The organism is Pseudoxanthomonas sp. Root630 (assembly GCF_001427585.1).
In the GTDB taxonomy this organism is placed as follows: domain Bacteria; phylum Pseudomonadota; class Gammaproteobacteria; order Xanthomonadales; family Xanthomonadaceae; genus Pseudoxanthomonas_A.
Genome location: NZ_LMGY01000019.1, coordinates 1 through 23,028 on the forward strand (window position 1 = coordinate 1; position 23,028 = coordinate 23,028).

Genomic DNA, 23,028 nt, shown 5'->3' on the forward strand with positions numbered 1-23,028 from the left:
GGGGTGACATCCCGGCAAAGGCGCGCTGAGGCGCCGAGAAATGTTGCTGCCGACTCGCAGTTGCCGGACGTATGACGAAGGGCAGGCTATCTGCCTGTCCCCTCGTTGATGGGTGCCCGGAAGTCGCTGGACCCCCGCCTGCGCGGGGGTGACATCCCGGCAAAGGCGCGCTGACGCGCGCGCCGGGATGTCACTTGATCGGTTCGTCCAGCATCAGCTGGCGGACGAAGCGCACCGGCGGTGCGCCGTACGACAGCACCTGGTCGTGGTACGCCTTCAGGTTGAACTGCGCGCCCTGCTTGGCTTCCGCGGCCTTGCGCATGTCGAAGTGCTCCTGCACGCCGACGAAGTACGTCGGCAGCTGCGCCGAGGTCAGCTGCGCGCGTGTCCACTTGCCCGCGGCTTCGCGCTCCTGCTGGAAGGTCTGGCGCACCATCAGGTCCATCGCCTGTTCGCGCGTCCAGCCATCGACCTGCACGCCCTGGTCGAGGATCGCATTGGCGATCGTGCGCAGGTAGAACTTCATCTGCACCAGGTGGAACAACGGATCGTTGTCGAGGTAGCCGGCATCGGACATCATCTTTTCGGTGTAGACCGCCCAGCCTTCGGCGAACATGCCTGAGCGCAACACGGCGCGCAGCGTCGACGGGAACTTGGCCGAGTGCCAGCCTTCCAGGTAGTGGCCCGGCGTGCCTTCGTGGATGCTCAGCAGGTGGATCATCCGGCTGTTGTATTCGCGCAGGAACGAATCGACCTGCTTCTGGTCCCACTCGTCCGGAATCGGCGAGACGGCGTAGAAGGTCTTCAGGTTCTTGTCGAGCGGGCCGGGCGAATCGCAGTACGCCACCGCCACGCCGCGCTGGAACTCCGGCATCTCGATGATTTCCACCGGTGCGTCGGGCAGCGTCACCAGGTCGTGCTTGCGGACGAACTCGGTGGCCTGCGCCAGCGCCGCTTCCGCATCCGGCACCACCTTGTCGCGCGCCGGGCGCTCGGCGTAGGCCAGCTCCAGCGCGGCCTCGATCGCCTTCTGCTGCTCGTCGGCGGTAGGCGTTTCCGGCAGCGCGGGCGCGCCGGGCTTGTCCTTCAGCACGGTGCGGGCGATGCCGTACATCTCTTCGCGTACGCGCTTGAGCTCGCCTTCGGCGCGCTGCTTGATGTCGGCGCGCGACAGCGAAGAGAGCAGGGCGAACTGCAGTTTCTGGTCGTACAGCGCCTGGCCGATGCGGAAGTCGCCCTTCGCGTTCGGTACCAGCGTCTTGTCCAGCCAGGCCTGGTGTTCGGCCACGGCCTTCTTCAGGCCGTCGATGGCGGCTTCTGCCTGCGCACGGTCGGCCTCGGGCAGGTCCTTGAGGTGCGGCGCGATGAAGGTTTCGACGATGCTGAGGATGCCGGCGTTCTGCTTGGCGACGGTCTCGGCATGCACCTTCGGCACGCGTGCCGGGTCCAGGTTCTCGCGGGCCTGCGCGAGCAGTGCGGGGATCTTCTGCATGCGCGCGGTGGCGGACTTCAGGCGATCCGGCAACGGCGCGAACTCGCGCGCCATCAGGCCGTAGATCGCGCCGCCGGCGACATTGTTGTAGACCTGCGGATCCCAGGCCCAGCTCTGCAGCGTTTCCGCGGTCCAGATGTCGTACTGCAGCTGGTTGCGCAGGATGGCGGCATCGACCTGGTTCTCGCGCGACAGCGCGGCGATGTCGGTCGCATCCAGTTCGGCCAGGATCTTCTTGCTGAACTCCAGGCCCTTCTGGCGGCCGGCGGCGCTCAGGTCGTCGAGTTCGCCGTCGTACTTGTGTTCGCCGATCTGGGTGGCGCCGACGGGCGAGAGTTGCAGCCAGCCTTCCAGGGCGCGCTTGGAGAGATCGGCGAAGGCGGCGTCGGCCTTGGCGGTGTCCGGGGCGGTGGCCGCCGTGTCGGCGCCGGGGGCGGCGGTGGGGGCTTCGCTCTTCTGGCAGGCGGACAGCGAGGCCAGGAGGGCGGCGGCGAGCAGGGTCTTGCGCATGGGAGTCCTGTTGCATTGCAGCGGTGAGCGGAGGCGACAGCATAGGCCGAAGGTCATGCCGGTGCCCATGCCATTCGATATACGCTTGGTCTCCAGCCAACGGGAATCCATGCCATGAAGCACGAGGGAAGCTGCCACTGCGGGCGGATCGCGTTCGAGGTCGAAGGCGAGGTCAACGACGTGGTCGATTGCAATTGCTCGCTGTGCCGTCGGCGCGGTGGCCTGTTGTGGTTCGCGCCCCGCGAGGCGCTGGTGCTGAAGACGCCCGAGGGAGACCTGTCGACCTACACGTTCAACAAGCACCACATCCAGCACCACTTCTGCGCTGTCTGTGGCATCGCCCCGTACGGCGAAGCCGCGCATCCGAAGACGGGGGCGCAGATGGCGGCCATCAACGTGCGCTGCCTGCCGGGTGTGGACCTCTCGAAACTGAAGGTCGCAGCCTACGACGGTGCCAGCCTATGAGTTTCGGGAACGCGCTTCGGATGGCTGCGGTAGCGCTTGCGGCAAGTGTGGCGCTGGCAGGATGCGCCAAGCAGGAGAGCGGTCAACGGCCGCGCGCCGCCGTGGTGCTCAAATCCTCCGCAGGCGAGTTCCTCGCCTACGAGCACAACGTCACGCTGCGGCTGGACGCAGAGCGGATTCCGGCGCGCGTGCAGGCGCTGCAGGATGCGTGCATGCGCAAGCAGCATGGCGACTGCACGGTGTTGGAGGTGAGCCAGCGAGGTGGCGACCACCCCCGCGGCATGCTGACGGTCCGGATCGTGCCCGCGGGCGTCGAGCCGTTGATCGCGGCCGCAAGCGAGGGTGCCGACCCCGGAGACCGCAGCACACGCGCTGAGGATTTGGCGGAATCGGTGCGCGACAACGCGCTGACGCGCTCCCGGCTGCAGAAGGAGCTGTCGGGCCTGCAGGCGTTCCAGCAACGCCGCGACCTGTCGGTGGCGGACATGATCGCGTTGTCGCAACAAGTCTCTAGGCTGGAGGCCCAGTTGGAGGCCGCCGATCAGGAGGCTGCGCAGCACCAACGCAGGATCCAGACACAGAAGGTGTCGTTGCATTTCGAAACGCCGGGTGGGGAGAACGGTCGCGGCGAGATCCGACAGGCCGTGGCCGATTTCTTCGCGACCTTGGCCAGCGGCACAGCATGGACGATCCGGGCCGTGGCATTCCTGATCCCCGTGCTGGTCGTGCTTTTGATTCTGGTTGTCGCATGGCGTCGGCTGCGGCGACGTCGCGCCTGAGCTGCCGGCAGCGCTCGTGGTGCTAGGGCGTGGCGGGCGCACCGCGACCGAGGAAGTCGTCCGGCATCGGCGGCAGCGGCGTGCGCTCGTCGCGCGCCTCTTCCTTCAGCCAGTTGATGAAGGCCTGCGCGGCGGCGCTCGGTGGTTTGTGCGCCGGATGCACCGCGTAGTAGGCGAAGCGCGCTTTCAGTGCAGGCCCGGGCAGCCGCACGAGTTCGTAACGTTGCAGGTAGGGCTGGGCGACGTGCCGGCGCGCCAGTGCCGCGCCCACGCCATACACGGCCGCGCGCATCGCATCGGTGCTGTCGTTGAAGCTGTGCATCGGCGGCAGGCGCAGCCCGCGCACGCCGGCGGCACGGAACCAGTCGCGCCAGCCTTGCAGCGCAAGGTCGGTCACCAGTGGTAGCTGCGCGATCTGGCGCGGCTCCTTGACCGCTTCGATGCCGGGCAGGGCGGGGGACGCGACCGGGAACAGTTCGTCGTCCATCAGATGGTGCGAGGTCAGGCCTGCCCAGTGCCCGGGCCCATGGCGGATGCCCAATTCCGGGCCTTCGTCGTCGAAACGCGTCAGCGAGATGCCGGTGTCGACATGCAGGCGGACATGCGGATGGCGCGCGCAGAACCGCGGTAGCCGCGGCAACAGCCAGCAGTAGGCGAGCGAATGCAGCGTGGTGATGCGCAGCGTGGTGGTCTTGCCGGCGAGCTGCAGGTGCGAGGCGACGGCATCGATATCGCCCAGCGCCGCGTTGGCGGCATCCGCCAGTTGGCGGCCCTCCGTCGTGAGCTTCACGCCACGCGCGTGGCGCTGGAACAGGACCACGCCCAGCAGCCCCTCCAGCTTGCGCACGTGGTGGCTGACGGCGCTGGCGGTGAGGTGCAGTTCGTCGGCCGCGTGGGCGAAATTCTGGTGGCGGGCGGCGGCGGCGAACACGCCGAGGGCGGGCAGCAGGGCGGGGCGCAGGCTCATGGGGGATCCAGGCACAAACCAGATTTGTGGCTTGGCCGTATCGTACGCGCTTGTGGGGCCTGTAGGATTCGCCAGAATGGCGCCAGGCACGAACGAGGGCGCAGCGATGGCGCAGGCAGACACAACCGCGAACGCGCTCCCCGAGGTGGTTGGGCGCGATTGGCGCACGCCGCTGGAGTTGCTGGCGCTGGGCGCGATCTGGGGCAGCTCGTTCCTCTTCATGCGCATCGCGGCGAATCCGTTCGGCCCCTTCGCGCTGGTCGAAGTACGGCTGGCGCTGGGTGCGCTGGTCCTGCTGCCGTTCCTGTGGCGCGAGCGGGCGCACTTCCGCGCCGGCATGTGGCCGCGCCTGGCGATGATCGGCGCGATCAATTCGGCGATCCCGTTCCTGCTGTTCGCGTGGGCGGCGCAACGTTCGCCCGCGGCGATCGGCGCGATCTGCAACGCGATGACCGTGTTGTTTGCGGCGCTGGTGGGCTTCCTGTTCTTCGGCCAGAAGATCGGTACGCGACGTTCGCTGGCGTTGCTCGTGGGCTTCGTCGGCGTGGTCGTGCTGGCGACGAGCAAGGCCGGTGGCTTGAGCGTGGGCGGCGCGGTCGTGGCCGGCTCCACGGCAGCATTGCTGTATGGCGTGGGCGTGAACCTGGTACGCAAGCATCTGGCAGGCATCCCGCCAGCGGCCGCAGCGGCGGCGACGCTGAGCTGCGCGGCGCTGCTGGTGCTGCCGTTCGCGGCGACGCATTGGCCAACGGCCAGCATCGCGCCCGGTGCATGGGGGGCGGCCATCGCCATCGGCGTGGTCTGCACCGGCTACGCGTTCCTGCTGTATTACCGGTTGATCCAGCGCATCGGTCCGGCCCGTGCGTCGACGGTGACTTACCTGGTGCCGCTGTTCGGCGCAGGCTTCGCGTGGGCGTTCCTCGGCGAGTCGGTCACGCTGGCGATGCTCGCCGCGGGCGCGCTGATCCTGGGCAGCGTCGCGGCCAGCCAGCGCGCTGCCTGACGGGCGTCAGGCGAACAAACCCTGCGCCAGCGTCAGTGGCGCATGCCGCTGCACCGCGCCTTCCACCGCCATCCGCAGCATCGCCGGCGCGATGTAGGCGTGATGCACGCCGCTGATCGCGGCCATGTACGCGCGTCCGAAGACATTGGCGCACTGCACGCGCGTCCCCAACGTGATCTCCACGCCGGCATCGGTGATCTGCACGCCCACGCAGGAACGGAACGCCAGATGGCGATCGTCCGCACCGAGGATCACTTGCGCGCGCCGCCCGTCGACATCGACCTGTTGCGCCAGCACCGGATAGCGTCCGGCGAACATCGGCCCGTTGCTCGTCGATAGCAGCGACGACACCGGGCAGCCCAACGGCGAGGTGCGCAGTCGCAACGGCCGCACCAACACGTTCCGCAATCGCATCAGCTGGGTCACGCCGGCGGGGCGGTATTGCAGGAAGCCTTCCAGCACGTCGGCCATCAAGGCCGATGCCGTCGCATTCGTGGTGCCTTGCAGGCGCAGGCTGAAGGTGTCCTGGTGATGGAAGTCCGGCAGTTGCGCCAACAGCAGTGATCCGATGGGTGGAGACGGCAGCGCTTTCACCGGCGATGCGCGGCCTTCGACGAAGCCGATCTCGCCGCACCAGCCCGCCAACCGCGTGCGGACGCGACCGGCACGCGCGCGCAGGCCGGCGCAGAGATGCTGCTGCCAGCTGCCAGGCGGTGCATGCAGGGCCAGCCGCACGGTGGGGATGCGCTCTGCATGCGCGGGATGCGCCGCCAGCCATGCCTGCACGGACGGAGGCAGCGTTTCGGTCAGCGTGGCGATGTTCGCGTCGCCGGCCAGGACGTCGTCCTGCAGGGCGCCTGGCGGTAGCCCGCCGAGTTCGTCCGTGTGGCACGACAGTGCGAACAGCACCGGATGCGAGGTTCCTGCCTGCAGCGGCGCGAACTGGTGCCAGGTGCCGCCGCCGAAGCGCACGCTGAAAAGCGCATCGGCAGGCAGGTCGACGTGGTGCAGGGCGGCGGCGAAGTGCGCGGGATCGCGCGCGAGCTGTTCGTCCGGCGCCGTGGAAAAACGCAGGCGTGCGCCACCGCTGCCGGTCACCGCGGTGAACGTGCGATGCCCCGCGTGGCGATGGAAGGGATGTCCCGCCGCACCGACGGTGAAGGTGTACAGGGCGCTACGTTCGCCAGCATCGAAATCCGGTGCGGCGATGCGTACCGACGGTTCGTCGAGCGCGTCCACGAAGCCCGGATGCGCGCGCTGCAGCGCGCTGGTATCCGCATGCAGGCGATCGCCCGCGCCGGGTCCCAGCTGCGCCAGCAACACCACTTCCACCGGCAGCCCGCCCGAGTAAGAGCGGATGCGGGCGGTGGGGAAACCCGGGACGACATCGGCATGGCGGCGCATGGGAAGACTCCTCGAGGATCAGCGGGGCTTGGGTGTCGCGGTCTTGCGCGCGCGCGCCTTGGCTTCGCGCTTCAGCGGGCCCGCGGTGGGGCAGACCTCGAAGGCGAAACCGCTCAGCGTGTTGACTAGGTTGTCGGGCGCCAGCCGGTAGAAAACAAACTGGCCGCGCTTGTCGCTGCTGACCAGGCCGGCGGCTTCCAGCACGGACAGGTGCCGCGAGATGGCGGGCGCGCTCATGTCGAAGCGCGCGGCGATCTCGCCAGCGGTGAGTTCCTGCGCGGACAGGTAGGCGAGGATTTCGCGACGCGGGCGGGAGGCCAGGGCGTCGAAGATGCGGTCGACCGTCATATGTACTTAGATAATTAACGTATTTGCTAAATATCTAAGTACAGGGCGCGGCTGTCAAGCGCCGCCCGTCGGGGCGGCGCTTGCGGGGCTCAGCGGATCGGGGGCGTGCGCACCGGCAGCGGCACGTTGCACAGGTCGATATGGCCGGCCGGGCGCACGTACCAGCCGTCGCGGCGGTTGCGGCGCGCCTCGGTGGCGGCGGCGAAGGTCTTCGAATCGGTGCGCAGGACCTGCAATGGCGTGCGTTCGGCTTCCGGCACGTCGCTGGCCAGGCGGACGGCGGTGATCGGCGTGCGCTCGGTGGCGTTCTCGTAGAAGCCCATCGGCTCGGGGCCGCGGGGGATCGCGCTAAGCAGTTCCATGCCCTTCACCACCCGACCGACCAGGGTGATGTTGCGGTCGAGCTGCCGCGGCGACTGGCCGGTGACCACGTAGAGCTCGCTGCCGTTGCTGCTGTCGGGCGGACCACCGCGGCCCGCGCCCAGCGCGCCGTAGCAATGCGCCAGCCAGACCTCGTTCGTCTTCGGATCGCGTCCCGCCGGAAAGCCATCGACGAAGCCGACTTCGGGCGCCCAGCCATCCACGTCCGGCAATCCGGTGAAGGACACGCCCTTGCCCGCGCGCGCGAACTCCGCCGGCAGTTTCGTCTTCGCCGTGCCCAGCGATTTCGCCTTGGCGGTGTCTTCCGCATCAGCATCGCCGAACTGCACCACGAAGTTGTCCTGCGAGCGATAGATGCCCAGGCCGTTCCAGAAGCCCTCGTGCGCCAGCGTGCGGATGTTGGCCGCGTGCTCGGGTGCGAAGGCGGGCGCCAGTTCGACCACCACGCGGCCGCCGGGTACGTCCATGTACAGCGTGTTCGCCGGATCGAGCGTGCGCCAGTCGGCGTCCGGCGAGGCGTCCACGATCTCCTTGGCGCTCAGGTACTTCGGCGCCTCGGCCGCATGCGCGGCAGGCAGGGCAAGCAGGCAGGCGAGCGGGCAGGCGAGCAGCAGGGGCGTCAGGCGCATGGCGGATCCGGGCGGGTAGGTGACCCGATTGTAGGGAGGCCGCCGGTCCCAGTGACTACTGGCACATTCACTATATCAAAGTTCGTAATAGCATCCTCTCCAACCTAGCGGCCGGTCCGCAAAGGGGGAGCAATGAACGAACCCGACATCCATCTGAAGAAGTTCCAGAAAGAACTCAGCGCCGGCACGGTGTCGCTGGCGTTGCTGGCCGTCCTGGCCCGGGCCGGGGAGCCGTTGTATGGCTACCTGATCGCCAAACAGCTGGAGCGCGAGGGCGAAGGCGTACTCAGCGGCAAGCAGAGCGCGCTGTACCCGGTGCTGCGCAACCTGGAGGGGGGCGGGCTGCTGGACAGCTTCGTCGAGCCCTCGGTCGCCGGGCCGCCGCGTCGTTACTACCGCATCACCGAGGCAGGGCGGCAGACCCTGCAGGCCTGGACCGCCGCCTGGCGCGCCACCCGCGATTCCGTTGATTCCGTGCTTGAGGGGATTCCTGCATGAACACCACCACCGCCCCGGGCAGCCTGCCCACCACCATCCCCGTTTACCTGGAGCAATTGCGCGCCGCGCTGTCCGGTGCCGACAAGGCCATGGTCCAGGACGCCCTGTACGACGCGGAGGAGTACCTGCGCGCGGAAATGGCGGCCAACCCCGGCACGTCGGAAGCCGATGTCATTGCGTCCGTCGCCGGCAGCTATGGCGCGCCGGAGGAAGTGGCCGACATCTACCGCGACACCGAAGTCACGGTGACGCGCGCACTGCAGCCGCCGGCACCGCCCAAGCGCACGTCGCTGCTGGGGCGCTTCTTCGGCGTCGCCGCCGATCCACGCACCTACGGTGCGCTGTTCTACATGCTGCTGTCGGTGGCGACCGGCACGTTCTACTTCACCTGGGTCGTCACCGGCGCGGGCCTGTCGGTGGGTCTGCTGATCCTGATCGTCGGCATCCCGCTGCTGCTGCTGTTCCTGATGTCGGTGCGGCTGCTGTCGCTGGTGGAAGGCCGCATCGTGGAAGTGCTGCTGGGCGAACGCATGCCGCGCCGCCCGCTGTACACGCAGCGCGACAAGCCGTGGATGACGCGTTTGCAGGAACTGTTCACCGATGGGCGCACGTGGACGGCGATGCTGTACCTGGTGTTGATGCAGCCCCTGGGCGTGGCCTACTTCACCATCGCGGTGACGCTGCTGACCCTGTCGCTGAGCCTGATGGCGGCACCGGTCGCACTGTTGCTGGGTCATGCAGGTGCGTTCGACGTGGATGTCATCAACATGTCGCCGGACTGGCCATGGTTGTGGCCTGTGTGTTTCATCGGTGGCTTCCTGCTGCTGTTCGGCACGCTGCACCTGGCGCGCTACATCGGCCGCTTCCACGGCTGGCTGGCCAAGCACCTGCTGGTAAGGACGCCGGTGGTGTAAGTCATCGAACGCCGGGCCGCCTTCGCGGTCCGGCGTTCTCACGAAGAGAGTCGAGGAGCCGTCGTCATGCGCCATGTGCTTGGGCGTCTGCTGTGCCTGTCGCTGCTGTTGGTCTCGTTCCGCCCGCAGGCTGAAGAACTGGCCGTCGTCGCATCGAAAGAAGTCAGCTTCGAGAGCGAAGGCGTCACCCTGATCGGCACGCTATTCCAGCCGGCGCATCCGCGCGCGGCGGTCGTCATCGTGCATGGGTCCGGCCAGGAAAAGCGCATGAAGGACTTCGCGACGCGCCTGGCCCGCGACGGCATCGCGGTGCTGACGTACGACAAGCGCGGCGTCGGTGCATCGGGTGGCGTGTACGCGGGTCCCGAGGTGGGCACCAACAATGTCGACGCCGCCAATCTCGCGTTGCTGGCGGCGGATGCGGGCGCGTCCGTGGATGCGCTGCTGGCGCGTCTTCCTTCCCGCGACGTGCCCGTCGGGCTGGTGGGGTTCAGCCAGGCCGCATGGATCATTCCGCTTGCGGCGAAGAAACATCCCGGCGTGCAGTTCATGGTGATCTTCAGCGGGCCGGTCGTGACCGCGCGCGAGCAATTGCGCTTCCAGTTCTACACGCAAGGCGCGCCGGATTTCTGGAAGACGCATACCGAGGCCGACGCGCGCGACCACATCCGCAACGATCCGGACCGCTATCAGTTCGCCGACACCGACCCGCGCGATGCGCTTGCCGCGCTCTCTATCCCGGGATTGTGGCTCTACGGCGCGGTGGACGTGCAGGCGCCGGTGCAGTTGTCGGTCGAACGTCTCGACGCGCTCAAGGCGCAAGGCAAAGCCTATGAGTCCAGGGTGTTTCCCGGGCTGGGACACAACGTGGCATTCGCGGATTCCAGCGAGCCGGTGGACGCGGCAGTGAAGTGGATCACCGCGCGCTCCCACATCCCGCCGGACAATCGCCAGGCCCGCGCCGTCAGCCTGCGTACTTCGCGATGAAGTCGCGCACCTGCGGGTAGACCTTGTCGCGCCAGCGGCGGCCGCTGAAGATGCCGTAGTGGCCGGCGCCCTCGACGGTCAGGTGCTTGTGGTGCGCTTTCGCGATGCCGGTGCACAGGTCGTGCGCGGCGGCAGTCTGCCCCTGGCCTGAGATGTCGTCCAACTCGCCTTCGATGCTCATCAAGGCGGTCTTCTTGATGGCTGACGGCGTCACCAGTTCGCCATTGACCTTCCACTTGCCGCGCGGCAGCAGGAACTCCTGGAATACGGTACGGATGGTGTCCAGGTAATACTCGGCCGGCATGTCGAGCACGGCGTTGTATTCGTCGTAGAACTTGCGGTGCGATTCGGCGTCCTGCTGGTCGCCCTTCACCAGGTCCGCGTAGAAATCCCAGTGCGACATGAAGTGGCGGCTGGGGTTCATCGCGATGAAGCCGGCATGCTGCAGGAAACCGGGATACACGCGACGGCCTTCGCCGGGATAGGGCGTCGGTACCGTGTGGATCACGTTGTTCTCGAACCACGACAGCGGGTTGCGCGTGGCGAGGCTGTTGACTTCGGTCGGGCTGCGGCGCGCATCGATCGGTCCGCCCATCATGACCAGCGAGCGCGGCGTGGCTTCGCCGCGTGCCGCCATCAGCGATACGGCGGCCAGTACCGGCACGGTGGGCTGGCAGACGCTGATCACGTGCAGTTTGTCCGCGCCGATGTGGCGGATGAATTCCTCCACGTAGGCCACGTAGTCGTCCAGGCTGAAAGCGCCTTCCGAGGCCGGCACCATGCGGGCATCGACCCAATCGGTCACGTAGACCTTGTGGTCGCGCAGCAAGGTGCGCACGGTGTCGCGCAGCAGGGTGGCATGGTGGCCGGACAGGGGCGCCACCACCAGCACGACCGGATCGTCCTTCAGCGCGACGATCGTGTCGGCGTCGTCGGTGTAGCGCTTGAAGCGCAGCAGCCGGCAGAACGATTTCTTGACGATCTCCTGCTCCACGACGGGAACGGTGCGCCCTTCGACCTCGACCTCGTGGATCTCCCACGCCGGCTTCTCGTAGTCCTTGCCGATGCGGTAGATCAGTTCGTTGCCGGCGGCGATGCGCTCGGCGCCCGGCACGTTGGACAACCAACTGGTCGGGGCGGAGAAGATGCGCGCGTTCGCTTCGGCCATGTAGGCCAGCGGCGCCATCCATGCGCGTCCCAGTTCGTGCAGTTGGTACAAGGTCATGGCTGTCCGGAATCCCGCTTTTGGTGCGTTGTGCTGCGGCGCAGCATACCCCAAAGGCGAGGGCGCCGCGCGTGGCCTGTTCAGGTTATCGGCCGGTAGTCCGCAGCCTCCAGTATCGCCACGTCGCCAGCCAGGCGCGGGCCCAGCCAGCAGTGGTTGCCGATCGACTGGAACCCCTCGCCATTGAAGGCCTGCCGGTACCAGGCCGCCTTGCGCGACTGGAAGCCCTCGTGGTCGCCGTCGAACTCGTCCTCCTTGGCGAAGGTCTCGAGGAAGGCGACCCCACCGCACAGTTCCGCCAGCCCGGGGAGGCCGCGTTTCAGGTCGCGGGTCGGTACGTAATGCAGCACGTCCGAACACACCAGCAGGTCGACGGGCGCGCACGGGCGCAGGTACTGGAAATCCTCGAAGCGTGCGTAGTGCAGGTTGCGCGTACGCCCGAAGCGGCGGATGGCGTACTCGCTGCTGTCGAAACCCAGGTACTGCAGTTTCGGACGCAGCTTCAGCAGCGGCGCGCGCCACGCGCCTTCGCCACAGCCGATGTCGAGCACGGTGCGGATCGGTCGCTCCAGATGGTATTCGGCCACCGCCACCGCCAGTGCGACCTTGCGCGCGAGCCGGGGCGCGCCGCCGATGTCACCGTCGCGGTACCAGCGCTTGAAGTAGTCGGCGTCGTACTGCTTGGTCATGCGCGTGCCCGGGGTGCGGAAAGGCGGGAAGCTTACGCGATGCGGCGCGTTATCCTATGCGCCGCACGCCATCCCGCGCAGCCAGACGGAGCCAGCCGCATGTACCTGTGGGTCAAGACCTTCCATCTCGTCTTCGTCATCGCCTGGATGGCGACCGTGTTCTACCTCCCGCGCATCCTGGTCAACCTGGCCGAGACGGCCGGGCAGCCCGAGGTGCAGGCGCGCCTGCTGCTGATGGGTCGCCGCCTGTATGGCTTCGGCCACAGCATGTTCGGCATCGCGGTGATCCTCGGCGGCGTGCTGTGGTTCTATTTCGGCATCAGCGGTGGCTGGCTGCACGCCAAGCTGACGTTGGTCGCGCTGGTGCTGGCGCACTTCATCGTCACCGGCCGCTGGCTGAAGGGCGTGGCGAAGGGCAAGTCGCTGCCGTCGCCGACGGCATTGAAGTGGTTCAACGAACTGCCGCTGTTCGCGTTGATCGCGATCGTGTGGCTGGTGCTCGCCAAGCCGTTCTAACGTATCGCCCCTGTCAGCGGGGCGAGCGTTCGGTCGATCGCCCGACAGTCGCGTTCGCTTCGAGCTCAAGGATGGCCAGCACACGCGCATCGCGTGTCATCCGCCTGAATGCGCTCAGCATCTGGCGTTCCAGTTCGTCGTAGACCATTTCTACGTCGACCGCAGGCGTTTCGTTCGCGCTGGCGTTTGCTTCGACGGCACCACGGCCCGTGGCGAGCCACTCAAAACTCACGCTGGTCAACTCAGCCAGCTTGGCCAACCGACCCGTTGCCGGCAGCACACCCTCGACACTCTCCCAGTTCGCCACGGCACTGCGCGTCACGCCCAAGTTCAGGGCGAGCGCTTCCTGGGACATCCGTGCGCGTTGGCGTGCAATCCGGATGCGCATCGAGAGTTTCATGTGAGTTGATTCAGTGGTTGAGCGAGGACGACTCAAACTAAACGCGTGAATTCCGCGACGCAACTCACATTGCTGCGTCAGCCAGAATGACGCCATGTTGTGCACTCTGGCTGACACGCGCGCGTAAGTGATTGAGGCAGAACGTCAATGCGATTGTGAATGTCAGGGGCGCTGACACGCGTTTCCCCAATCGCGGTTGAAGCACACATTGGCCACGCGACAAGATCGACCCAAGGGCGCAGGGATGCCCGAGTCTGCCGGGCCTTCGCCGGTGCGCGCTAAGAGTCAAGGACGCTGCATGACGCAACCGTTGTTCCGCCCCGAAGTGATGCAGGCCAAGCGCGGCAGCTGGCTCGGCGGGATATCGCTGACGCAACCGGTGTCGTTGTGGGTGCTGACGCTGGCGGCTGCGCTGGTGGCGACGGTGATCGTACTGTTCGTAATCTTCGGCACGTACACGCGACGCTCAACTGTCACGGGACAGTTGGTGCCCTCTCAGGGCCTGGCGTCCGTACTGGCGCCCGCCACCGGGGTGGTGACCAGTCTGGGGGCAGAAGAGGGTAGCCGTGTGGCATTGGGTGACGCGCTGGCCGTGGTTGGCGTGCCTCGCGCGACGCTGGCTGCAGGCGACACGCAGGTGGCACTTGAGCAGCGGCTGCAACAACGACAGGACGGGTTGCTGTCCACCCAGCAGGCACAACAGGCGCAGCTGCGCGTCCAGGCGCTGGGTACGACAGCGCAACTGGCGGTCGCGCAGCGCGAACTGGCGCAGATCGAATCCGAAGTCACCACCCGGCAGGACCAGATCCGCATCGCCACGGAGACGCTGGCGCGCTTGCGTCGATTGGAGGGTGGCCAGTACGTCAGCGTGCTGCAGATCAAGCAGCAGGAAGCCACGGTGCTCGAGTACACCGGGCAGAGGCAGGCGTTGCAACGGCAGGCGATTGGTGTTCGGCGCCTGATTGCGCAACTGCAGCAGGCGGTGCACGAACTACCGGCGCAGGGGCAGGCAAGCGCCGCGGGCTTTCAGCGCGAGCTGGCGCAGTTGGAACAGGAGCGCGTGCAGATGCAGGCTGGAAGCGCGCTGGTCGTCAATGCCCCGGTCGCCGGTGTGGTAGCCACGCAGGTCGTCAAGCCAGGGCAGTCGGTGCAGGCCGGCCAGCCGCTGATGACGCTGTTGCCGGGCGATGGACGTTTGGAGGCCGAGTTGCTCGTACCGAGCCGGGCGATCGGTTTCATCGAGCCCGGCGACCGCGTCCTGCTGCGTTACCAGGCGTTCCCCTATCAGAAGTTTGGTCACCAGGAAGGGCGCATCACGGCCATCAGTCGCAGCGCGCTCAGTCCAGGCGAGTTGGGTGCGTTGATCGGCAATACACAGCAGGGTGAGCCGTTCTATCGGGTGACCGTTTCGCTGGCGCGACAGGCGATCACCGCGTATGGGAAGCCCGAGTCGCTGAAGCCGGGAATGTTGGTGGACGCGGATGTGCTGGGAGAGCGGAGGGCGCTGGTGGAATGGATCTTTGAGCCGCTGTACTCATTGGTCGGAAGGACGACTGAAGGTTGAAGTGGACGTCGGTATGGAATCTGGACCGCTCAATGGTTGACTGGACCCTGGCGCAGGGCTTGCGCCGCTAAAAGAGGAGAACGCTTGTGCGATCGTTGACTGCATTGGAGGTTTCTGAGGTTTCGGGCGGAAACAAGTTGGTTGTAGAGTTCCTTAAATGGGTTGCAGGAAGCGTGGGTTGGGATCTTGCCACGAGTGGTGAAGAACAGGATTCTCGGAAGTTCATCGTGGACAAGCCGAGCGCATCAAGTGCGGTGCAGGGTTAGTCTTTCAACGCTTTCGGCTGGTCCTCATTCAGGGCCAGCTTTTTAGGGATTTATGGCGATATGCAAAAAGCAATGTTGCTGCTTTGCGCAAGAAGGGCTGTCGCGAGTTTCTGCATCGCAGTCGGAGTCGCTCTGGTGCTCTATGCGTTGGTCGATCCTCCAGTGCGGGATACTGAAGGCTCTTGTAGCGCTGGTGGCCACGTTTTGCTTTTTCTGGGGCTTGTCTTTTTCTCCCCTTTAGTCGAAACGTTGGTGTTGGCGATACTCTATTCATTATCTAGATTTTTCTTCAACTCTCTCGTCTCTACTTGCTTTGCGGCGGTTGCTCTGGCTTCTTTGCATGCGTTAGTTTGGTGGGGGTGGGCTGTCATTGTGCTTGTTCCGTTCATGCTATTCGCTATCCCATTTTCTGTGTCGTCAGACACCATCGAGAAGAAGTTTATGTATTCTTTGATGATGCATTCCTTCCACAATTTCTATGTCTTTCTAGCGGTAATTTTGGCCACGTTGTTTGGTTGTTGATCATTATCTCTAATGCTCGATTGAACGCTTAGTGAGCCGTTCTATCGGGTGATCGTTTCGCTGGCGCGACAGGCGATCACGGCCTACGGTAAGCCGGAGGCATTGAAGCCGGGGATGTTGGTGGATGCGGACGTGCTGGGTGAGCGGCGGACGCTGGCTGAATGGATCTTTGAGCCGCTGTACTCGCTGGGTGGGAAGGTGGGCAATGGTTGAGCTGCCGCCCGGTAACAAGATTGCCGGGTGTGTTCCCGGCCCCAAGACGCGGGCGTGCGTCGATTAACATAAGGAGTGATTTGAATGTATGAACTGAGCATGGACCAGATCAACGTAGTTTCCGGAGGGAGCGAGGAAAGCTACGGCGCTGGATATGAGGTTGGCCACGCCATTGGGAGTGCGCTCAAATGGGCTGGCGCTATCTCGCTCGTAGTGGCCATTGTTGTCGCAAACTCTTGAGGAAGACTTCATGGTCCGCGAACTACGTGAGCACGAGTTGTTTAGCATTTCTGGTGGCGATTGCGATTGCCGAAGATGCCGCGAAATGAGTGAATTGGCCGACGACATCGTTGACTTCTTTGAGGGAGTTTGGGACGGTCTTAACGACGGACTTTGATATCATGTCCGAGCCCCGCATGCTGCTTGTGCGGGGCACTAATCCTAATCAACTATATTCGGAATAATAATGCGCGGTGCTAGGGGAACAATTCCGTATGTGATCGTCATGGGTATCGTTGTCACTAAGCACGGTTTGGACGTTGGATCAGGAATTGATGTCTTTCTCGGCGTACTTTCGATTCCATGTGCTTGGATAATATGGCGGCAGGGACGGGAACAGAATGGATCTAAGCCCTGATAATAGGTTGGCCGCCTAATTGCTGCTCCGAGTTAAATGCCAAAGGCTGTGGTGGCTCGCCAGGCGATTCGTTCCTTGCGGCCCGGTCATGGGCTGCTGTAGATGCCTTTGGGGGAGCTTTTGTCCGTCCTGCAGGGTGCAATAAGTGTTTTCGAAGCTGCCAGTTAATTGCTAGGGCGGCGGCTGCTCGTCGGCATTTTTTTGGCTTCGTGTCGATGGTTGCCGCTATCGTGTAATAGAGCCACGTTCGCACGGTCTTTGCTATCGACTGAGATTAAGAATAACAAGAGGCGTTCTCGGAGTTGAGATTGTTGAAAACAGTGCTGCAATCCGAGGCCGCCGAGTGCGGCCTCGCTTCTCTTGCGATGGTGGCCAGCGCGCATGGTTATCATGTTGGCTTGTCGGAGCTTCGCCGTCGTTTCCCGCTCTCCCTCAAAGGCGCCAAGCTCAATCATCTGATCCATATCGCCCAACAGCTTGGCTTTTCCACTCGCCCGCTGCGGCTGGACATGGAAGATGCCGGCAAGCTCAAGCTGCCCTGCATCCTGCATTGGGATCTCAACCACTTCGTCGTACTGGCGAAGGTAGGCAGGTCGAGGGTCACCATCCTTGATCCAGCCATCGGCGAGCGCAAACTCTCGCTGTCAGAGGTCTCCGATCACTTCACCGGCGTGGCGCTTGAGCTGACGCCAACGGCCGAGTTCAAGCCGCAGAAGGCGACGCCCTCCGTGACGGCTCGGCAGCTTACGGGCCCGGTGCGCGGAATGTGGCGCGCACTGGCCCAGATCCTGTTGCTGTCCGTGGCACTGCAGGTGTTCGTGGTGCTGGCGCCGTTCTACATGCAGTGGGTGGTGGACCAGGTGCTGGTATCCGCAGATCGCGATCTGCTGACGGTCCTTGGGCTGGGATTCGGGCTGGCGCTGGTGCTGCAGATCGGTATCGGCCTGCTGCGTGGCTGGTCGGTGGTGTATCTGTCTTCCCGGCTCGGACTGCAATGGATGGGCAACGTGTTCGCCCATTTGCTCAGATTGCCGCTGGACTACTTCGAGAAGCGCCACCTCGGCGACATCACCTCGCGCATGTCGTCGGTACAGGCTATCCAGCGCACGCTGACCACGAGTTTTGTCGAAGCCATCATCGACGGTCTGATGGCGATGGTCACACTCGGCCTGATGCTGTTCTACAGCTGGAAGCTGGCGCTGGTGACACTGTTGGCCGTGATCCTTTATCTGGGCATTCGCTCCATCGCGTACCGGCCCGTCCGCGATCGTACCGAGCAGCAACTGGTCGCGGGCGCCAAGCAGCAGACCCATCTGCTGGAATCGTTGCGCGGGATGCAGAGCCTGAAAGTGGCGGGCGAGGAGTCGCAGCGCCGCAGTACCTACGACAACCTGATGCACGACACCGTCAATCAGGAAGTACGGCTGGCGCGCATGGGGCTGGGTTTCAACAGCGCCAGCCAACTGGTGTTCGGCATCGAACGCATCGCCGTGATCTGGATCGGCGCCACGCTGGCCCTGCAGAACGCGTTCTCCGTCGGCATGCTGATCGCTTACCTGGCGTACAAGGACCAGTTTGCCGGGCGGATGGCGGCCCTGATCGACAAGTGGGTCGAGTTCCGCATGCTGCGCCTGCATGGCGAGCGTCTGGCCGACATCGTGTTGACGCCGCCCGAGGAGCACGCCGGTCAGCCTGAGGCACCGTCCCCGGCCAGCACACGGATCGAGGTGGAGAACCTCGCCTTCCGCTATGGCGAGGGCGAGCAATGGGTACTGAAGGACTGCAGTTTCACGATCGAGGCCGGCGAATCGGTGGCGATCATCGGCGCGTCCGGCTGCGGGAAGACCACGCTGGTCAAACTGCTGCTGGGCCTGCTGCCGCCCACGGCGGGCACCATCCGCGTCGGCGGGCACGATCTGCACAGGATCGGTCCCCGCAGTGTCCGCGCCATCGTAGGCGCCGTGATGCAGGACGACCAACTGTTTGCCGGCAGCGTGGCCGACAACATCAGTTTCTTCGATCCGGAAATGGACCAGGCCCGGATCGAACACGCGGCGCGGTTGGCCGCCGTGCATGACGAGATCGCCGCCATGCCGATGGGCTATTACAGCCTGATCGGCGACATGGGCAGTTCGCTGTCAGGTGGGCAGAAGCAGCGGGTGATCCTGGCGCGGGCGTTGTACCGCAATCCGAAGCTGCTGTTCCTCGACGAGGCGACCAGCCATCTGGACGTGATGAAGGAACGTCTGGTCAACGATGCGGTCAGGGCCTTGAGCCTGACCAAGGTCATCGTGGCCCACCGGCCCGAGACCATCGCCAGTGCGGACCGCGTGCTGGTGATGGAGCAGGGGCGGATCGCGCAGGAACTCAGGCCGCAGGCGTCGGCGGCCGACGTCCAGGCCGTGCCCGCTTGAGCGCCGCGCTTCTTTTCAGCGCGGTTGCTTCTCGAAATCCCCGGTCTTCGGCAGTTCCACCGGCACGCCGTTCGCGTCGCAGGTGCCGGCGGCGCACAGGCGTGCGCGCAGCTTCGGCGTGGCCTGCACGATGACGTGGTAGATCGTGTTCTGCTCCAGCGTGCCGCGGAAGGCATCGCTGCCGGGGCCGATGGCCCAGATGCCCACGTCTTCACCGCCGTGCGATTCGGACTTCAGCGGCACCAACGCTTCCTGCAGGTAATCGGGATGCTCGGTGTCGACATGGCTCAGGTCCGGGCGGCCTTCGGCGGGCTCGACGCTGCTGGGCGCGTGCAGGAATTTCTTCGGACCCGCAGGCTGGCGGTTGCTGGCACCGGTATAGCCGGGGCCATTGGCGTAGCTCAGCGTGGTGAAGGTCATGCCGGTCTGGTCGCGCGCGAGGTCGCCGGGCGTGTCGTCTTCGCCACCCTGGCCGCGCACCTTGCCGAGGATCGGATTGCCGCGCACGGGATAGCCGACGAAGTTCAGCGTGTGCGAATGATCGGCCGTGACGAGGATCAGCGTGTCGTCGCGCGAGGTCGCTTCGAGGGCGGCCTGCACGGCATCGGACATCGCGACGGTCTCGTCGAGCGCGCGATACGCGTTTCCGTAGTGGTTGGCGTGGTCGATGCGCGCCCCTTCCACCAGCAACACGAAGCCTTCCGGGTTGCGCGAGAGCGTGTGGATCGCAGCGCGGGTCAGGTCGGCGAGCGATGGCTCGCCCTGGTCGTCCTTGCGGCGGTCATGTTCGAACTGCATGTGGTCGTATTCGAACAGGCCCAGCAGCTGCGGCGCGTCGGCCGCGGCCTTCAGCTGCTGCGTATTCCACACGTACGCTCCCTGGGGATGCGCCTGCTGCCACTCGGCCACCAGGTTGCGGCCATCCAGACGCTGGCCGACCTTGTCGTCCTCTTCCGGGTCGCGTACGTCGACCGGCAGGAACTCGCCGCGGCCACCGGCCAACGCGACCGTCGGACCATGGCCGAAGCGCGCCGAGGCGAGCAGTTGCTGCGCGATGTCCGTGCAGCCTGCGGCGACGGCTTCTTCGGGCAGGTCGGTGTCGTTTTCCCAGTCGCGGTGCGGGACATGCGCGTACGTGGCCGCGGGTGTCGCATGGGTCAGGCGCGCCGTCGTGACGATGCCCGTCGCCAGGCCCGCGCTGTCGCCCAGCGTCAGCCAACTGAGCAGGTGCTTGCCGCGGCTGTCGGCGCAATCGTTCTTGCGACCCGCGGAAACGCCGATGGCGCCCATGTGCGACTTCACGCCGGTAGCGACCGCGGTCATCGTGCCGGCGGAGTCGGGCGTCTGCGAATCGGTGTTGTAGGTCTTGCTGAAGGCGGTATGCGGGAAGCGCTCCCAGCTCAGCAGGTTCTCCTCGCCCGGCGTGCCCTTGCGCTGGCCTTCGAAGATGCGCGCGGCGGCTACCGTGGTCAGGCTCATGCCGTCGCCGAGGAAGACGATGACGTTCTTCGCGCGTCCCTGCATGGCCCCATTGCCGGCCGCCTTCGCAGCACCACTGCGATACCACCACTGCGGCGTCTCGCCCTGGGGATGCGCCACCGGGGCGACATCGACCTGGATGGAGGAGGGCACGGAAGGCGAGGTGCTGGCACAGCCGGCCAGGACGCTGAGCAGGATCGCGCCGGCGAGCGGCGATACGAAAGAACGCGGGAGCATGGCGAACCGGAGAAAGACGGACGCATCATTATGCCGTCCGGGCAGTGTCCTGTTCATGACACCCGGCATTCCGCCCGCAAGGTCGCCCCCGGCGGGGCCTTGGGATAAGGTGTTCCGTCCATTTATGCGAGTCGTCTGGATGAAGCTGGTCTCCGCCTGGTTGAGGATCCCGTTCTGGCAGCGCGTCGTCGCCGGCTTCGTGCTGGGCGCGCTGGCGGGCTGGCTGATGGGGCCGGCGGCGGGTATCTGGCTGAAGCCGCTGGGCGATCTGTACGTCACGCTGATCAAGATGATCGCGGTGCCGCTGGTGTTCTTCGCGGTGATCAATGCGGTGTCCAGCCTGCACGGACAGAAGTCCGTGGCGGCATTGGGCGGGCGCACGTTCCTTTGGTTCGCCGCGACGGCGGCGCTGGCCGTCTGCGTAGGCCTGGCGGTGGGCTGGGTGGTGCAGCCGGGCAAGGGGCTGACCGGGCTGATGATGGCGCCCGACTACCAGGTGCGCGAAGTGCCCACGCCGGTGCAGGTATTGCTCGACATCGTGCCGGCCAATCCGTTCAAGGCCCTGACCGAGGGCAAGATCCTGCAGGTGATCTTCTTCGCCGGCCTGCTCGGCTTTGCGCTCGTGAAGCTCGGCGAACGCAGCGCGGGCCTGCGCAAGCTCGCGGGCGAGGCCAGCGACACGATGGTGCAGGTCACCCGTTTCGTGCTGGAGATGACGCCGCTGGGCACGTTCGGCCTGATCGGTTCGCTGGTGGGCACGTATGGCTTCGAGAAGCTGCTGCCGCTGGGCAGCTACATCGGTGCGTTGTACGTCGCGTGCGCGCTCCACATCGTGGTGGTGTACGGCAGCCTGCTGCTCGCGCACGGCTTGAACCCATGGAAGTTCTTCCGTGGCGCGGCGCCGGGCATGCAGGTGGCGTTCGTCAGTTCGTCGAGCTTCGCCTCGATGCCGGTCGCGCTGCGCAGCGTCACCCACAACCTGGGCGTGGACAAGGATTACGCCGCGTTCGCCGTGCCGCTCGGTGCCAGCATCAAGATGGACGGCTGCGGCGCGATCTATCCGGCGCTGACCTCGATCTTCGTGGCGCAGTACTTCGGTCTGGACCTGTCGGTGAACCAGTACTTCGTCATCCTGCTGGCCTCGGTGCTGGGCAGCTTCGGCACAGCCGGTGTGCCGGGTACGGCGACGGTGATGGTCACGCTGGTGTTGAGTGCGGCGAACCTGCCGCTGGAAGGTATCGGCTTGCTCGTGGCGATCGACCGCATCCTCGACATGATGCGCACGATGACCAACGTGACCGGGCAGATGCTGGTGCCCGTGCTGGTGGCGAAGGAGACCGGGTTGCTGGACCGGGAGATCTACGAGTCGGCGTCGACCAACGTCGGCCTGGACGAGGGCGAGCCTCGCGCAGGTTGAGTCGCGTGCGCCCTTGCGGTTGTGGGAGCGACGTCAGTCGCGATGCGCGCCCCGGTTCGCTCCGATCGCGACTGACGTCGCTCCCACGAGAAAAACGCTTTCACCCCATCACGCCGGTGTCGCCTTGTCGCGCGATACCCACCAGGCGAACACGCCTGCCGTGACGAACATCAGCAGGCTGTAGACCGCGGCCGGAACGGAAATGGTGGGCCTCTCCAGCACATTGAGCGCGATGAAGATCGCCAGCGTGCCGTTGTGAATGCCGATCTCCATCGCGATGGCGATGGCCTGCTTCTTCGGCAGCCGTAGCGCCAGGGGCGCTGCATAGCCGGCACCCATGCTCGCCATGTTGAACAGCAGGCCGGCCAGGCCGACGACGGCGAAGTAGGTCGCCAGCGTTTCCCATGCCTGGACGACTGCGGCGACCACCAGCAAGGCGAGCACGAGCACCGATGCCAGGCGGATCGGCTTTTCCGCACGAGCGGCGAAGCCCGGCGCCTTCGCACGCAGCAGCATGCCGATGGCAACCGGCAGCAGGATGATGACGGCGACTTCGATCACCTTCTTCGTCGGCGGCGGCACGTACTGGCCGGCGCCGAAGAAGTACTCCAGCGACAGGTTGAGGATCACCGGCAAGGTCAGCAGGCAGAGCAGGCTGTTGATCGCGGTCAGGGTGATGTTCAGTGCCACATCGCCGCGCGCGAGATGGCTGTAGATGTTGGCGGTTGCACCACCCGGCGACGCCGCGAGCAGCATGAGTCCGACGGCGAGTTCGGCCGGCAGCCCGAAGCCCAACGCCAGCCCGAACGCTGCCCACGGCAGCACCAGCGTTTGCAGCGCGAGCCCGATCAGCACCGCGCGCGGGTAGCGTGCGACGCGACGGAAATCGTCCAGCGTCAGTCCCAGCCCCAGCCCGAGCATGATGATGCCCAGCGCCAACGGCAGCAGCAGGTTGGTCAGCAATGAAGCCTGCATCGCGTACGACTCCCCTTCGGCGCGAGTGGACAGATGGCGCGCGTTATGGGCACGCCTGCCGGAGGATGGCGGCAATGCGCCATGCGGTGCAAGTTGC

Annotated in this window: 22 protein-coding genes and 1 pseudogene; 13 read left to right on the forward strand and 10 right to left on the reverse strand. The window is 65.6% G+C overall.

Translation table 11 applies throughout. From position 1 onward, the window contains the following. Positions 1-190: 190 nt before the first annotated feature. On the reverse strand, positions 191-2,002 hold the full coding sequence (locus ASD72_RS17715; protein WP_056881298.1) for a DUF885 domain-containing protein: 1,812 nt from the start codon (positions 2,000-2,002) through the stop codon (positions 191-193). 114 nt (positions 2,003-2,116) lie between these two features. On the opposite strand from ASD72_RS17715, the gene ASD72_RS17720 reads away from it, so the two are divergent. After that, entirely contained in the window at positions 2,117-2,467 is a 351-nt protein-coding gene (locus ASD72_RS17720; RefSeq protein WP_056881299.1) for a GFA family protein, read from the forward strand. Next, positions 2,464-3,246, forward strand: a complete 783-nt coding sequence (locus tag ASD72_RS17725) for a DUF4349 domain-containing protein (RefSeq protein WP_235578056.1) — start codon at positions 2,464-2,466, stop codon at positions 3,244-3,246. Before ASD72_RS17720 ends, ASD72_RS17725 begins: the two co-directional genes overlap by 4 nt. A gap of 22 nt (positions 3,247-3,268) precedes the next feature. Here the strand turns inward: ASD72_RS17725 and ASD72_RS17730 are convergent, their stop codons facing one another. After that, positions 3,269-4,213 carry a LysR substrate-binding domain-containing protein gene (locus ASD72_RS17730; protein WP_056881301.1) on the reverse strand — a complete coding sequence of 315 codons (945 nt, stop codon included), beginning with the start codon at positions 4,211-4,213 and terminating at the stop codon, positions 3,269-3,271. A 106-nt stretch (positions 4,214-4,319) separates the two neighbouring features. Here ASD72_RS17730 and ASD72_RS17735 point away from each other — a divergent pair, with 106 nt between their 5' ends. Next, the gene (locus ASD72_RS17735; RefSeq protein WP_056881470.1) at positions 4,320-5,216 is read left to right on the forward strand and encodes a DMT family transporter; all 897 of its coding nucleotides are present in this window, start codon (positions 4,320-4,322) and stop codon (positions 5,214-5,216) included. 6 nt (positions 5,217-5,222) lie between these two features. Here the strand turns inward: ASD72_RS17735 and ASD72_RS17740 are convergent, their stop codons facing one another. From ASD72_RS17740 to ASD72_RS17750, 3 genes are all read right to left on the reverse strand, one after another. Next, positions 5,223-6,620, reverse strand: coding sequence for a DUF2867 domain-containing protein (locus tag ASD72_RS17740; protein WP_056881302.1), 1,398 nt, complete (start codon positions 6,618-6,620; stop codon positions 5,223-5,225). 18 nt (positions 6,621-6,638) lie between these two features. Continuing rightward, positions 6,639-6,968, reverse strand: coding sequence for a metalloregulator ArsR/SmtB family transcription factor (locus ASD72_RS17745; protein WP_056881303.1), 330 nt, complete (start codon positions 6,966-6,968; stop codon positions 6,639-6,641). Positions 6,969-7,057: 89 nt separating this feature from the next. Further along, positions 7,058-7,978 (reverse strand): peptidylprolyl isomerase, encoded by a 921-nt coding sequence (locus tag ASD72_RS17750; RefSeq protein WP_056881304.1) that lies wholly within the window; start codon positions 7,976-7,978, stop codon positions 7,058-7,060. Between the two features lie 132 nt (positions 7,979-8,110). Between ASD72_RS17750 and ASD72_RS17755 the strand changes: the two genes are divergently transcribed. The 3 genes from ASD72_RS17755 to ASD72_RS17765 all read left to right on the forward strand — a co-directional run bounded on the left by ASD72_RS17755 (position 8,111) and on the right by ASD72_RS17765 (position 10,377). Continuing rightward, positions 8,111-8,476, forward strand: coding sequence for a PadR family transcriptional regulator (locus tag ASD72_RS17755; protein ID WP_056881305.1), 366 nt, complete (start codon positions 8,111-8,113; stop codon positions 8,474-8,476). Next, the gene (locus ASD72_RS17760) at positions 8,473-9,390 is read left to right on the forward strand and encodes a sensor domain-containing protein (RefSeq protein WP_056881306.1); all 918 of its coding nucleotides are present in this window, start codon (positions 8,473-8,475) and stop codon (positions 9,388-9,390) included. Before ASD72_RS17755 ends, ASD72_RS17760 begins: the two co-directional genes overlap by 4 nt. 66 nt (positions 9,391-9,456) lie before the next feature. Then, positions 9,457-10,377 carry an alpha/beta fold hydrolase gene (locus ASD72_RS17765; RefSeq protein WP_056881307.1) on the forward strand — a complete coding sequence of 307 codons (921 nt, stop codon included), beginning with the start codon at positions 9,457-9,459 and terminating at the stop codon, positions 10,375-10,377. Here the strand turns inward: ASD72_RS17765 and phaZ are convergent. Both phaZ and ASD72_RS17775 read right to left on the reverse strand, forming a co-directional pair. Continuing rightward, the gene (phaZ, locus tag ASD72_RS17770) at positions 10,355-11,602 is read right to left on the reverse strand and encodes a polyhydroxyalkanoate depolymerase (RefSeq protein WP_056881308.1); all 1,248 of its coding nucleotides are present in this window, start codon (positions 11,600-11,602) and stop codon (positions 10,355-10,357) included. The genes ASD72_RS17765 and phaZ overlap by 23 nt on opposite strands. 80 nt (positions 11,603-11,682) lie before the next feature. Beyond that, positions 11,683-12,291: a class I SAM-dependent methyltransferase gene (locus tag ASD72_RS17775; RefSeq protein WP_056881309.1), complete on the reverse strand. Its 609-nt coding sequence runs from the start codon at positions 12,289-12,291 to the stop codon at positions 11,683-11,685. A 99-nt stretch (positions 12,292-12,390) separates the two neighbouring features. Here ASD72_RS17775 and ASD72_RS17780 point away from each other — a divergent pair, with 99 nt between their 5' ends. After that, positions 12,391-12,807 carry a CopD family protein gene (locus ASD72_RS17780; protein ID WP_056881310.1) on the forward strand — a complete coding sequence of 139 codons (417 nt, stop codon included), beginning with the start codon at positions 12,391-12,393 and terminating at the stop codon, positions 12,805-12,807. A gap of 13 nt (positions 12,808-12,820) precedes the next feature. Here the strand turns inward: ASD72_RS17780 and ASD72_RS17785 are convergent, their stop codons facing one another. After that, entirely contained in the window at positions 12,821-13,207 is a 387-nt protein-coding gene (locus tag ASD72_RS17785; protein WP_056881311.1) for a transcriptional regulator, read from the reverse strand. A gap of 298 nt (positions 13,208-13,505) precedes the next feature. On the opposite strand from ASD72_RS17785, the gene ASD72_RS17790 reads away from it, so the two are divergent. The 5 genes and pseudogenes from ASD72_RS17790 to ASD72_RS17795 all read left to right on the forward strand — a co-directional run bounded on the left by ASD72_RS17790 (position 13,506) and on the right by ASD72_RS17795 (position 18,823). Next, positions 13,506-14,771, forward strand: coding sequence for an HlyD family efflux transporter periplasmic adaptor subunit (locus tag ASD72_RS17790; RefSeq protein ID WP_056881312.1), 1,266 nt, complete (start codon positions 13,506-13,508; stop codon positions 14,769-14,771). A 326-nt stretch (positions 14,772-15,097) separates the two neighbouring features. Then, complete coding sequence (locus ASD72_RS21105) at positions 15,098-15,559, forward strand: hypothetical protein (RefSeq protein ID WP_155944727.1); 462 nt, start codon at positions 15,098-15,100, stop codon at positions 15,557-15,559. A gap of 30 nt (positions 15,560-15,589) precedes the next feature. Continuing rightward, positions 15,590-15,772 (forward strand): annotated as a pseudogene (locus ASD72_RS21110) (hemolysin D); the annotation flags it as partial. Positions 15,773-15,871: 99 nt separating this feature from the next. Then, on the forward strand, positions 15,872-16,012 hold the full coding sequence (locus ASD72_RS21580) for a hypothetical protein (RefSeq protein ID WP_235578057.1): 141 nt from the start codon (positions 15,872-15,874) through the stop codon (positions 16,010-16,012). A 708-nt stretch (positions 16,013-16,720) separates the two neighbouring features. Then, entirely contained in the window at positions 16,721-18,823 is a 2,103-nt protein-coding gene (locus ASD72_RS17795) for a peptidase domain-containing ABC transporter (RefSeq protein WP_056881471.1), read from the forward strand. A 15-nt stretch (positions 18,824-18,838) separates the two neighbouring features. On the opposite strand, the gene ASD72_RS17800 is transcribed toward ASD72_RS17795, so the two are convergent. Then, positions 18,839-20,539: an alkaline phosphatase gene (locus ASD72_RS17800; protein WP_056881313.1), complete on the reverse strand. Its 1,701-nt coding sequence runs from the start codon at positions 20,537-20,539 to the stop codon at positions 18,839-18,841. A 139-nt stretch (positions 20,540-20,678) separates the two neighbouring features. Here ASD72_RS17800 and ASD72_RS17805 point away from each other — a divergent pair, with 139 nt between their 5' ends. After that, positions 20,679-21,956, forward strand: a complete 1,278-nt coding sequence (locus ASD72_RS17805; protein ID WP_056881314.1) for a dicarboxylate/amino acid:cation symporter — start codon at positions 20,679-20,681, stop codon at positions 21,954-21,956. A 108-nt stretch (positions 21,957-22,064) separates the two neighbouring features. Here ASD72_RS17805 and ASD72_RS17810 read toward each other — a convergent pair whose 3' ends face one another. Continuing rightward, entirely contained in the window at positions 22,065-22,931 is an 867-nt protein-coding gene (locus tag ASD72_RS17810; protein WP_056881315.1) for a bile acid:sodium symporter family protein, read from the reverse strand. Positions 22,932-23,028: the final 97 nt, after the last annotated feature.